Source organism: Blautia sp. MSK17_66 (genome assembly GCF_020538025.1).
Lineage (GTDB): Bacteria > Bacillota > Clostridia > Lachnospirales > Lachnospiraceae > Blautia_A.
The window spans coordinates 19,889-32,634 of sequence record NZ_JAJBNQ010000036.1 but is presented as its reverse complement, the minus strand read 5'-3'; the positions used below and the strand labels follow the sequence as shown (position 1 = coordinate 32,634).

The window sequence follows — 12,746 nt, the reverse complement described above, 5'->3', positions numbered from 1 at the left end:
GAAAGGAGTAAACCCCCTTGAAGACGACGAGGTTGATAGGGCAGGGGTGGAAGTATGGTAACATATGGAGCTGACTGCTACTAATAGGGTGAGGGCTTGACCAACAAGCTTGGTTAAATTGATTCGATTACTTAGTCAACATGTATGTGGTTTTGAAGATACGATAAAAAAGAACCAATGCTAGAGCAGATAAAATATCTGTTGTATCATTGGTTTTTTTTCTTTATAATTATAAGAAACCTAATATAAGTTTAATGTAAAGGATGAATATATGGAATTTTATCAGTTAAAAATAACCAGAAAAGGAACAAAACCCCCCATCTGGAGACGATGTCTTGTTCCGTCAAATATCACATTTTCACAGATGGCAGTCGTTCTTGAAGAAATTCTGGAATATGAAACTTCATCTTTATATGAATTTGAATTTTTTCAGAAAAAAGTACATGTTCGGGAATGGACAGAAGGCAGCAAAACCGTTACAAACTGGCAGTATGATTTCCGAAGTGCGGCAGATACGTTTGTAAATGATCTGATGGATACAGAGAAATGGTTTACTTTCAGAATTCATGCAGAAGAAAAATTGCCAGAATATCGTGTGGATATTGAAAACAGAGTCAAGAAAGCAATATTAGATGATGGTGACAGAGAAGTATGTTTCCCGGTGATCATAAAAGAAGTAAGCAGAGAAGATGAAAGCATATGGACAGATGCATTAGAAAGAAATACTTATCTTGAAGATACTTTCAGGCTGCAGGATGGAGAATCTGATCATCGTAATTTTGAAGAGATCAAAGCAGATACAGAAAACAATAAAATCCTTATGATCAGCACTAATCCGGTAAGTCAGGAGCTTCATAATAAACAATCTGCAAATACAATTATGAAGGAATTTACAGATAGTTATCTGAACCCATTTATTGAAGAAAGAATGGCAGAGCTTGAACTGGAAGAAGAAGGAAGCAGAAATCCGGATGTAAAAGAGTATCTTCTTTCTTATAAAAAAGAAGATCTTGAAGAAAAAGTAAAAGAATTTCACATCACATGCAGTGGTGATTCCAAAGAAACTCTTGCAGACGAACTTGCCAGATATGTCTTAAGTCCGGAAGGAATGAGAGAGATTTTTCTTCAGGCAGATGAATGGGAAGCAGATGCATTTGAGGAAATTTTAGACAAAAAATGTTTCTCTGCGACAGAAGAAGACTGGATCAAACTTGGCTGGCTCAGTGATGCAGGTTATGTGGTTTCCTACAGTGATCATCATGCAGAGGTTCCGAGAGCAGTTATTTCCTTATATAAAGAAATCAATACTCCGGAATTTCATAAATTATGCAGGCAGGTAAGCTGGATGCGTTCCTGTCAGACTATGCTGGGATTTATTTATGCGATTGCACCGTTAAAAATCGTATATCGTATGTACCGCAGAAGACCGGAATATAAAGTGAGCTATGATGAGTTTCTTAAGATTCTGGAACAGGTCCCAGAAAACGACAATATGTGCATTGTACGTGACGGCAAGATGATCTTCAAATCCGTTCTCCAGGATAATCTTTATGAAAGAATTGAAGAGTATCAGGGAGACAGAGAGTTTTATATGCCGTCTCCGGAAGAAGTTCTGGATTATGCAAAACATGGATATCCATCTGAGGATCCATCATACAAAAAACTGGAAAATTTCATGAGAGAAGAGCTTCATCTGAATACAGTTCAGGTTATAGAATTGATGTACATTGTATTTAAAGAGTTCTCCATGGATGGAATGCTCTCAGATATTATGGAAGAATTCGACAACAAAAATGTTGTATTTGATTCAGAAAAACAGACAGAAGAATTTGCTGCTATTATGATGAACGTAAATAACAATACCAGAATGCTGGATTTCCGTGGATACACACCAAATGAAATCGCAAGGATGTCGAGTCCGAAAGCATCATCTGCAGTTATGCCTTCCATGGTACCGATGGGAAGTCTTGCATCAACACCATCATTTATTCCGTCAAATGCAGCGACAAAGAAAATTTATCCAAACGATCCATGTCCGTGTGGAAGTGGTAAAAAATACAAAAAATGCTGCGGCAGAAAGTAAGAAAGGACAGGCTGTAAAGTATGAAGTTACTGATCGTACGCCATGGGGATCCGGATTATACCATAGATTCCCTGACAGAAAAAGGCTGGAAAGAAGCTGAATATCTTTCTGAAAAACTTTCAAAACTTGATATCAAAGATTTTTATGTGTCACCGCTTGGCAGAGCTAAGGATACAGCCTCTCTCACTCTCAAAAAGATGAACCGCACAGCGACAGAATGTGACTGGCTCAGAGAGTTTGATGTCTTGATCGACCGACCGGATGTGACGGATCGTAAAATTATTCTCTGGGACTGGCTTCCACAGGACTGGACGATGGATGAACGTTTTTATCAGTATGATCACTGGTTTGAAAACGAACGTCTTCAGGCAGCCGGTGCAAAGGAATATTATGATTACGTTACCGGAGAATTTGATAAACTCCTTGCCAGACATGGCTATGTCAGAGAAGGACACTACTACAGAGTCGAAAAAGCAAACAACGATACCATTGTTTTTTTCTGCCATTTCGGACTGGAATGTGTACTCCTGAGTCATTTGATGAGCGTATCTCCAATGGTACTCTGGCACGGAGCCTGTGCTGCACCAAGTTCCGTAACAACCATAACAACAGAGGAACGACGCAAAGGAATTGCAAGTTTCAGAATGAATTCCTTCGGCGATATTTCACATCTTTATGTACATAATGAATCACCTGCTTTTGCAGCGAGATTCTGCGAATGTTACGATAATAAAGACGAAAGACACGATTAAAAGAAAGGACGAGATTCGAGAGAATTTCGTCCTTTCTTGCGTGTAAATGAGGGATATGATATATTAAAAATAATCTAAGAAAAACGAGGAAAAGATTTTGATTTCAAAAACAATGCAGACAATTTTACACGCACTGTCCTATGGAAATATAGAGGTAGAAGCATCAAGGCGGCTGGCGGATATCAAGAAGCTAGATGCGATGCGAATATTTCTGAAAAAACTGGATACAAAAGTGTATAATGGAACGTATGAAGTGCCGGTGAGATTATATTTTCCGAATGAGGAATCGATGAGTGGAGATGTTTCAGAGAAGGGGAAATATCCTGTTCTGTTATTTTTTCATGGCGGTGGCTGGGTGACAGAAAGTGTGGAGAATTATGACCGCGTATGCAGCAGAATGGCACAGTCCACGGGGCATATCGTAATGTCAGTAGAATATCGCCTTGCACCGGAATATCGTTTCCCGGTACCGCTGGAGGACTGCTATGCGGCTGCAAAAGCACTTTATACAGGAAGGCTGATTCTTCCGGCAGATCCGGACAGAATTACGATCATTGGCGACAGTGCAGGTGGGAATCTGGCAGCGGCTGTATGTCTTCTGGCAAGAGAACGTGGAGAGTTTATGCCCCGGAAGCAGATTCTGATCTATCCGGCATTGAATAACTGTTATACGGAAGAATCACCATATAAATCCGTACAGGAAAACGGTGAAGGATATCTTCTCACAGCAGTCAAAATGGAAGATTACCTCAAACTGTATGAGAGCAGTCCGAAGGACAGGCAGAACCCGTACTTTGCACCGATTTTGGAGGAAGATCTTTCGCATATGCCGGATACCTTGATCCTGACGGCGGAGTTTGATCCTCTACGGGATGAAGGAGAGGCATACGGTAAACGTCTGAAAGACGCAGGAAATTATGTGGAAGTTTACAGAATTCCAGAAGCACTTCACGGTTATTTTGCACTGGGGATCCGATTCCTTCATGTGCAGGAAAGCTTTGAGATCATGAATAAGTTTTTGAAGAAAGAAGCGGATAAGACGTGGAAACAGGATATTCAAAATGGAGAAAATTAGATAACGCAGCGATAGCTTTTCCATTGGTTACGGGCAGGAATGACAGCAGGGTTTTCCGGTTCTACTGCCAGCTGAAAGAAGAGGTGGATCCGGATATTCTGCAGTCTGCACTGGATCAGACAATGGAGAAATATCCGCTGTTTCAGGCAGTTTTAAGGAAGGGACTGTTCTGGTTCTATCTGGAGAGTCGCGAAATAAAAGCACTGGTAAAACCAGAGAGAAAGCCGCCATGCAGTCAGCTTTATATACCGGATCAGAAATCACTGTTATTTCGTGTGAGTTATCACAAAAACAGGATTAATTTTGAGGTTTACCATGCACTCACAGATGGAACCGGAGCTATGAATTTTATTACAGAACTGGTTCAGGATTATCTGATCCTTGCACATCCTGAGGTGGAGCTGCCGCGTATTGAGATGGCAGATGAGGCGACTCCGGGAGAGAAGGAAGAAGATAGCTTTTCACAGTATTATTCTTCCAAAATTCCCAAAAATAAAGAGAAAAAACCACCTGCAGTACAGCTGAAGGGCGAAAAGCTGGTTCATTCTGATATGCAGATCACAGAGGTGATTTTTTCCGTAAAAGAAATACTGGCAAAAGCCCGTTCCTACGGGGTATCCATCACAATATTTCTGACAGCGATCCTGCTTTGTGCAATTCATGAGGAGATTCCAAAGAATAGACAGAAACGACCGATCACCCTGATGATTCCGGTCAATCTGAGAAACTATTTTCCGTCACAGTCTATGGGAAATTTCTTCGGATGGATCGAAGTGGGATATAAATTTGAAGAGAATACATCCTTTGAGCAGATACTGGAATCTGTCAAAGAACAGTTCAGAGAAAAACTGCAGAAAGACAGAATTGCAATGGACATGAACGGATATGTACGCCTGGAAAAAAATCCGTTTGTAAGAGCAGTTCCTCTGGAAATCAAGAGATATTTCCTGATTGCAGGTGCAAATCTGGGAGGCAGGAGCATTACAGCGGTATATTCCAATATTGGAATATTGAAATTTCCGCCGGAGTATAAACCTTATATTGAAAGGTTCGGCGTCTTTGCAAGCACAAACTCTCTGCAGGTATGCTCCTGTTCGTATGAGGATCAGTTTGTGGTTGGATTTACCTCCAAAATACCGGATGACAGAATCCAGAAAAATTTTATCCGGATGCTGAAGGAAGAAGGGATTTCCTGTAAAGAAGAAAAAAATGAATTTCCAGGCTGTGCAGAGAAGCAGAAAAAAGAAGACTTAAAAGTGATGCAGACGTTCACATTTCTGTGCCTGGCGGTTGCAGTGATATGCGGTATGCTTAATTATCTGATGCTGGAGACGCTGAACTGGTTCTGGTTTGCGGCAGCAGGATGCGTCTGTGCGTGGCTGATCGTTCATGTGGCATATATGAAACGGAGAAGTATTCTGAAGAATGAGATGTGGCAGCTGCTGATCATAACGTTTTTATGTGTATTGTGGGATCATTTTACAGGCTGGAGAGGCTGGTCGATCGACTTTGTTTTTCCATTCGGGGCACTGGCAGTTCTGACTTCCATACCCGTGATCGCCAAAATAAATCATCTGGAACGAGAGGAATACCTGTACTATCTGATACAGGCTGCCATCATAGGCTGTGTTCCGGCAATCCTGACTGCAGCAGGGATGATAACCTATACCTGGCCATCCGTCTTAAGTACAGGAATCAGTTTTCTGACACTGGCAGGATTGTTTATTTTCAGAACGAAGGATATTTTACGCGAAATAAGAAAGAAACTGAGAGTATAAAAAGTTGTTGTGAACAGTTACTAAAAAGTTACTGTAAACAGTTACAGCAGTTATTGCAAAAGCATTCGATTTACAATAGATAACAGGGAGGATGACAATGTTAGAATGTGATTACGAAGTAAAACAGATTGACGGAGATTATGCACAGCTTCAGCGGCTGGACAGACCGGAGGAGGAACTTAAACTGGTAGCGAGAGCACTTCTGCCGATGGAGATTTATGAGGGCTGTATCCTTCATTATGAGATGATGCAGTACTCCATGAAATAAATCTAGGAGACAGGACTAAGATGGAACAGTATTACTACAATCATATGGATAAACAGAAGCAGGCAGCGTATCATGCCATGCTGCAGGGAATTCGGAATCTGACGGATGAGTTTCAGATTCCGGCACTGGATGCGGATTCCCTGTACAATGTTTTTTTTCAGCTGAGGCTGGATCATCCGGAGATTTTCTGGGCAACCGGGTACAAATACCGCTACTACAAAGACTCACCTAATATTATTTTCATTCCGGAATATCTTTTTGAAAAAAATAAAATCAGAGAACATCAGAAGGCAATGACCGCACGGGTCGACAAGCTTGTACGGGCGGCTGCAAAGTTGTCCGAATGGGAAAAGGAAAAATATGTGCATGACTTTATCTGTGAAAACATCCGTTACGATAAACTCAAGAAACCCTATTCCCATGAAATCATAGGACCGCTTGGACAGGGCGTTGGTGTCTGTGAGGGAATCGCCAAGGCGGTTAAAGTACTGCTTGATGAACTGGGAGTCTGGTGTGTGATCGCAATCTGCGGCAACAACCCAGATAAAGGTATCAAATACCGCCATACCTGGAATATTGTCAGAGTTGGCGGTGTATACTATCATCTGGATGTAACATTTGATAATACTCTTGGCAAAAATGATCAGATACAGGACATCCGTTATGATTACTTTAACCTCGACGATAAAAGTATTTTCCGGGATCACGAACCATTGATCGCACCGGCACCGCACTGTACAGATCATGAACATTTTTACTATAAAGAAAAGAAGCTTTCCTTTACAAAGCAGGAAGATGTCTACAAACGATCCCTGCAGGCTGCAAAGAAGGGCAAAACTCTCACTTTCCACTGGCGCGGCGGTTATCTCACCAGAGAAGTGCTGAAGGAACTGCTCGACCTGATCCGCAAAGCAGGTGAAGAAAGAAAAAAGACACCTGTCGTAAATGTCAACTGGCCGCAGGCAGTGCTGAGCCTGCATTACATAGAGGAACAGGCACAGGAATGCATTACGATGGACGATGCAAATGAAGGGGAAAAGGAATGAATATCGAATTAAAAATTCTGGATTTTATCCAGACACTGCACATACCGATTCTGGATAAGATCATGGTCTGGATCACCAGTCTTGGAGATGCAGGAATGATCTGGATCCTTCTTACGGCTATCTTTCTGATAATGCCAAAAACAAGACGGACCGGCAGCATTATGCTGGCAGCACTGCTTGTGCAGACGATACTGTGTAATGTGGTCCTCAAAAATCTGTTTGCAAGGACAAGACCCTATGATGTGAATACGACGATACAGCTTCTGGTTCCAAAGCTTCAGGATTTTTCATTTCCGTCGGGACACACATCTGCGTCTTTTACGATAGTAAGTGCATTATATTTTGCGAAGGACAGTCTATGGAAACCGGCACTGGTACTTGCATGCCTGATCGCCGTCTCAAGACTTTATTTATATGTGCATTATCCTACAGATGTGCTTGGAGGAGTTATCCTGGGAATCCTGTCCGGATATGCAGGGTACAGAATCATAGCTTATATCGCAAAACAAAAACAGAGGAAAAACCATGCAGAAGATCAGAGAATCAATTGATTTTTACGGACGGGTCCAGGGTGTTGGATTCCGCTATAAACTGGGATATCTGGCCCGGATGTACAGTGTGACCGGATGGGCGAGAAATGAATATGACGGTTCCGTTTCGACGGAACTGCAGGGGCTTGAGGAAGATATTGACAAGATCATTCAGGCACTTTACAATGACCGTTATATAGAGATTGATAATATCAGAAGACGAAGGATCCCGTTTGCTGAGGATGAGCGAAGCTTCGGGATCTGTTATTGAAGGGAGACGTATAAATGGAAGAATTATATCAGGCAATTGAGGAAAAGATCAAGTCATCAGGTTATCCGCGAGAAATTTCCGGAGAAGCAGTTTACGAGGACATCTGCGACCAGATCGATGGCAAGGAAAACGGTACTTATGTGTTATTGTCCAAGTTTGAGGATGATGTGATCTTTGAATATCATATCACAGTTATGGATCATGAATTTAATCTTGGAATCCTTACAATGAGACTTCCGGAAGGCGTTTACGCAGTAAACTTTGATGAAGACTAAAGAGACTGACTGGCAGAGGATTAAAAGGAGTACTTAAGAATGAATATCCATGATAAATATAAAGCATTACAGCAGAATCTGAAGGAAATGGGAAGTGTTGCAGTTGCTTTTTCAAGCGGTGTAGATTCTACTTTCCTTCTGAAAGCAGCACTGGAAGCTCTTGGCAGAGACAATGTGATCGCAGTCACCGCAAGTTCCTGTTCCTTCCCGGCGAGAGAGCTGAAGGAAGCGAAGGAATTCTGTGAGAAAAACGGTGTCCGTCAGATCATCTGTAAATCTGAGGAATTGGATATCGACGGTTTCCGCCAGAATCCGAAGAACCGCTGCTATCTCTGTAAGCATGAACTCTTTGAGAAAATCTGGGAGATTGCCCGCCAAAATGGAATGAATGCAGTTGCCGAGGGTTCCAACATGGACGACAACGGTGATTACCGTCCGGGTCTGATCGCCGTCAGAGAACTTGGTGTCAGCAGCCCGCTTCGTCAGGCAGAACTTTACAAAGAAGAAATCCGTGAACTTTCCAGAGAAATGGGACTTCCTACCTGGGACAAACAGTCCTTTGCCTGCCTTTCCTCCCGTTTCGTTTACGGCGAGACCATCAGTGAGAAAAAACTCGGCATGGTAGATAAGGCAGAGCAGCTCCTTCTGGATATGGGATTCCATCAGGTGCGCGTCCGCATCCACGGAAACATTGCCAGAATCGAAGTCCTTCCGGATGAGATTACAAAGATTGTCGAGGAAGACAACAGAACCAAAATCGTAAACCAGCTCAAATCGTATGGTTTTGACTATGTAACCCTTGATCTTCTGGGCTACCGCACCGGAAGTATGAATGAAACACTGGATGAGAAAGAAAAGGAGATTAAATAAATGCTGAATCAGTTTTCCAGAACAGAACTGTTATTTGGTAAAGAAGCTATGGAGAAACTGGCAAACTCCAGGGTTGCCGTTTTTGGAATCGGCGGAGTTGGCGGTTATACCGTAGAGGCACTTGTGCGAAGTGGAATTGGTAAACTGGATCTGATTGACGATGACAAAGTCTGCCTCACCAATCTGAACCGTCAGATCATTGCAACCAGAAGCACCATTGGTAAATATAAAGTCGATGTCATGAGGGACCGCATCCTTGACATCAACCCAAAGGCAGAGATCAATGTCCACAAATGCTTCTATCTTCCGGAAACCAGGGACGAGTTTGATTTTTCCCAGTATGATTATGTTGTAGATGCAGTGGATACCGTGACTGCAAAGATCCAGCTTGTCATGGAAGCCAGAGAAGCCGGTGTTCCGATCATCAGCAGTATGGGAGCCGGAAACAAACTTGACCCGACGGCTTTTCAGGTAGCGGATATTTATAAGACATCTGTCTGCCCGCTTGCAAAAGTTATGCGCCGGGAACTCAAAAAACGTGGAATTAAGAAACTGAAAGTGGTATATTCACAGGAAACGCCAACCCGTCCGATCGAGGATATGGGCATCAGCTGTCGTACAAACTGTATCTGTCCTCCGGGCGCAGCACACAAATGTACAGAGCGCCGTGATATTCCAGGTTCCACAGCCTTCGTTCCGTCCGTAGTCGGCCTGATTATTGCAGGAGAAGTAATTAAGGATCTGACCGGAAAGAGATAAATAGGATATGGTACAGATGCCGATCATAAGAATGATATATGAGAAATAAAATTGTGAAATAAATAACAAAAAAAGCCAAAAAACAGGTCCTTATCCTCAAAAACAGAGGATAAGGACCTTGGCTTTTTTTGTATACAATTCTTAATACTCGCCGACAACAGTTGCTTTGAGCAGATTGGTATTACCGGAGCGTCCAAGCGGAACACCAACAGTAAGAACAACAACATCACCTTCTTTGACATAACCGCTTTCTTCAGCTGCCTCTGTAGCGTGAAGGAGAAGAATCTCCATGCTGTATTCTTCTTTGGTCAGGAGTGGAGTAACACCCCAAACCAGGTTCAGCTGACGCCAGATACGTTCATTTGGAGTACATGCGATGATCGGACATCCCGGACGATATTTGGAAACCATACGAGCAGTATTACCGGAACGGGTAACTGCAATGATGGCCTTGGCATTCAGATCGATTGCTGTCATACAGGTTGCATGAGAAATTGCTGTGGTTACATTTGTAGCGTGCTCTTTGGTGCGAACACTGAACTGCTGATTAAAGTCAATATCAGCTTCCGTACGAACTGCGATCTTGACCATAGTCTTGAGTGCTTCTACGGGATATTTACCTGCAGCAGTTTCACCGGAAAGCATGATCGCACTTGTTCCCTGATAGATCGCATTGGCAACGTCCGTGGTCTCTGCACGTGTCGGACGCGGGTTTTTGATCATGGAATCCAGCATCTGAGTAGCTGTGATAACCTGTTTTCCAGCAGTGTATACCTTGGAAATGATATCCTTCTGAATAACCGGAACATCCTCAAGCGGGATCTCAACACCCATGTCACCACGGGCGATCATGATACCGTCAGCAGCTTCAATGATGCTGTCGATGTTGTCAACACCCTGCTGGTTCTCGATTTTTGCGATGATCTTGATCTCCTGTCCACCGTTTTTCTCAAGGATATCACGAATTTCCTTGACATCGGCTGCTGTTCTGGTGAAAGAAGCAGCGATGAAATCATAGCCTTCCTTGATACCAAAGAGGATATCATCATGATCCTTAGGGCTGATGAATGGCATGTTTACTTCTACGCCAGGAAGGTTGACACCTTTTTTGTTGCCGAGAACACCACCATTTATTACCTTACAGATAATGTCCTGACCTTTAATCTTCTTAACTTCAAGTCCAATCAGACCATCATCGATCAGAATGCTGTTGCCTGGTTTGACATCTTTATATAATTCCTTATAGGTAACGGAAACGATATTTTCATTTCCTACGATTTCCTCTGCGGTTAAGGTGAATTCCTGGCCTGCCTTCAGAGTGATCTTGCCATTTTCAAATTCGCGGATACGAATTTCAGGACCTTTTGTATCGAGAAGCGCAGCTACCGGTTTACCAAGACGTGTACGAATTTCTTTTAAGCTATCAATACGACCTTTTTGCTCATCGTGTAAACCATGGGAGAAGTTGAAACGTGCAACGTTCATTCCTTCTTTAACGAGTTTTTCCAGAACACCGTCCTTGTCAGTAGACGGACCAAGGGTACAGATAATTTTTGTTTTGCGCATAAATTTCCTCCTACTTTTCTTTACCTAAAAAATACACATCTATTCTAACACATTATTTTTAATGTACAAGTAAAGATTTTGATAAATCAAATGTTAAAATTATAACATTTTTTAATAAAATCAAACGTTGTTAAAACCTGGTATGACGGTTGATATACTTTGCTTTGTACTTGGAGTAAACAATTGTCTGATCCTTGTAGAGACCATAATATCCGGAGACGGCATAACTGATGGAAACCGCGATCAGGTAATAAGAAACTCCGCGGAAACCAAACAGCTCAAAGGCAATCAGGATAGAAGTGATCGGACAGTTGGTGACGCCGCAGAAAAGTGCTGCCATGCCCGCAGCCGCACACAGAGAAGGTGAGATTCCAAGAAGATGTCCCATCAGGCAGCCAAAGGTGGCTCCGATACAGAAGGACGGGACAATCTCACCGCCGCGGAATCCGGCCTTCATGGTCAGAGCAGTGAGAAGCATTTTCCATAAGAAATCCAGAGGCCGGACCTGTCCTTCCTCTACTGCAAGTTCAATGAGGTTATTTCCGGCACCCATATAATCCGCTGTACGGAGAAGGAGAGTGATGGCAATAATGATCGCACTTGCCGCCAGGATCCGTATGTATGGATTTTTGAGATATCTGGAGTAAAGAGCACCGACTGCACGAAGCAGCATACAGAAGAGAATACTGATCGTGGCACAGGCAACAGCAATAACGACCATTTTGATTCCCATGATAACAGACAGATCCGGGATATTTACGACATGAAAAGATTCCGGATTGATGTCAAAGCCGGCAGCGAACTTTGCTGCGACCAGGGATGAGATCACACAGGGAAGCAGAGCAGCATAGTACATGATACCGACACTGATGACTTCCATGGAAAAAACAGCCGCTGCCATGGGTGTGCCGAACACAGCGGCGAAAGCCGCACTCATACCGCACATGACCATAACATGACGGTCTTCTTCATCGAGACGGAACCAGCTACCGAGCTGATTTCCGATACTTCCGCCAAGCTGGATCGCAGCACCCTCGCGACCGGCAGATCCGCCGGCGAAATGCGTGAGAATCGTGGAGACAAAAATCAGAGGTGCCGAGCGGAAAGGTACATCATCCTGTGAGCGGATGGTAGACAGAACCTGGTTGGTGCCTCCATCCTCGCGGCCAAATTTCTGATAGAGAAATACAATTATAAGACCTGATACCGGAAGCAGGAGAAACACCCAGGTATTCTGTGTACGGTAAGTGGTGACAAATTTCAGTGCACGGGCAAAAAGGCTGCTGATAAATCCGACCATCAGTCCGGTTAATATTGCCAGAACCAGCCATTTGATGAGATTTGTCATATCATACTGAATGTGACCGATATAATATTCCAGATTTCGAGTTTCTTCTGGATTATTTTTATCCTGCGTGTTGTTCATAGTTAATCCCCCAAAAAAATGATTTATAAGAAATACACTGACAGATG

The 12,746-nt window shown here is 43.0% G+C and carries 13 protein-coding genes and 1 rRNA gene; 12 read left to right on the top strand and 2 right to left on the bottom strand.

Annotated features, from left to right (window positions below):
• From LIR34_RS16220 to LIR34_RS16165, 12 genes are all read left to right on the top strand, one after another.
• Positions 1-104 (top strand): 23S ribosomal RNA (locus LIR34_RS16220); the annotation flags it as partial.
• A 167-nt stretch (positions 105-271) separates the two neighbouring features.
• Positions 272-2,083, top strand: coding sequence for an IS1096 element passenger TnpR family protein (locus tag LIR34_RS16215; protein WP_173903276.1), 1,812 nt, complete (start codon positions 272-274; stop codon positions 2,081-2,083).
• 20 nt (positions 2,084-2,103) lie between these two features.
• The gene (locus LIR34_RS16210) at positions 2,104-2,835 is read left to right on the top strand and encodes a histidine phosphatase family protein (RefSeq protein WP_173903275.1); all 732 of its coding nucleotides are present in this window, start codon (positions 2,104-2,106) and stop codon (positions 2,833-2,835) included.
• Between the two features lie 112 nt (positions 2,836-2,947).
• The gene (locus tag LIR34_RS16205; RefSeq protein ID WP_161286476.1) at positions 2,948-3,910 is read left to right on the top strand and encodes an alpha/beta hydrolase; all 963 of its coding nucleotides are present in this window, start codon (positions 2,948-2,950) and stop codon (positions 3,908-3,910) included.
• Positions 3,911-3,933: 23 nt separating this feature from the next.
• Positions 3,934-5,688: a DUF6320 domain-containing protein gene (locus LIR34_RS16200; protein WP_202017333.1), complete on the top strand. Its 1,755-nt coding sequence runs from the start codon at positions 3,934-3,936 to the stop codon at positions 5,686-5,688.
• Positions 5,689-5,785: 97 nt separating this feature from the next.
• Positions 5,786-5,956: a chorismate--pyruvate lyase gene (locus LIR34_RS16195; protein WP_161286471.1), complete on the top strand. Its 171-nt coding sequence runs from the start codon at positions 5,786-5,788 to the stop codon at positions 5,954-5,956.
• Between the two features lie 20 nt (positions 5,957-5,976).
• Entirely contained in the window at positions 5,977-7,002 is a 1,026-nt protein-coding gene (locus LIR34_RS16190) for a transglutaminase domain-containing protein (protein ID WP_173903273.1), read from the top strand.
• Entirely contained in the window at positions 6,999-7,553 is a 555-nt protein-coding gene (locus tag LIR34_RS16185; protein ID WP_173903272.1) for a phosphatase PAP2 family protein, read from the top strand. Before LIR34_RS16190 ends, LIR34_RS16185 begins: the two co-directional genes overlap by 4 nt.
• Positions 7,528-7,803, top strand: coding sequence for an acylphosphatase (locus LIR34_RS16180; protein ID WP_173903271.1), 276 nt, complete (start codon positions 7,528-7,530; stop codon positions 7,801-7,803). The genes LIR34_RS16185 and LIR34_RS16180 overlap by 26 nt, the downstream gene beginning before the upstream one ends.
• Positions 7,804-7,817: 14 nt before the next feature.
• Positions 7,818-8,078 (top strand): hypothetical protein, encoded by a 261-nt coding sequence (locus LIR34_RS16175; RefSeq protein ID WP_022215521.1) that lies wholly within the window; start codon positions 7,818-7,820, stop codon positions 8,076-8,078.
• A 39-nt stretch (positions 8,079-8,117) separates the two neighbouring features.
• On the top strand, positions 8,118-8,948 hold the full coding sequence (gene larE / locus LIR34_RS16170; protein WP_173903270.1) for an ATP-dependent sacrificial sulfur transferase LarE: 831 nt from the start codon (positions 8,118-8,120) through the stop codon (positions 8,946-8,948).
• Positions 8,949-9,707, top strand: coding sequence for a tRNA threonylcarbamoyladenosine dehydratase (locus LIR34_RS16165; RefSeq protein WP_173903269.1), 759 nt, complete (start codon positions 8,949-8,951; stop codon positions 9,705-9,707).
• A 141-nt stretch (positions 9,708-9,848) separates the two neighbouring features.
• Here LIR34_RS16165 and pyk read toward each other — a convergent pair whose 3' ends face one another.
• Together pyk and LIR34_RS16155 are read right to left on the bottom strand one after the other, a co-directional pair.
• Complete coding sequence (gene pyk, locus LIR34_RS16160) at positions 9,849-11,273, bottom strand: pyruvate kinase (protein ID WP_173903268.1); 1,425 nt, start codon at positions 11,271-11,273, stop codon at positions 9,849-9,851.
• 130 nt (positions 11,274-11,403) lie between these two features.
• Entirely contained in the window at positions 11,404-12,699 is a 1,296-nt protein-coding gene (locus LIR34_RS16155) for a chloride channel protein (protein ID WP_173903267.1), read from the bottom strand.
• Positions 12,700-12,746 lie beyond the last annotated feature (47 nt).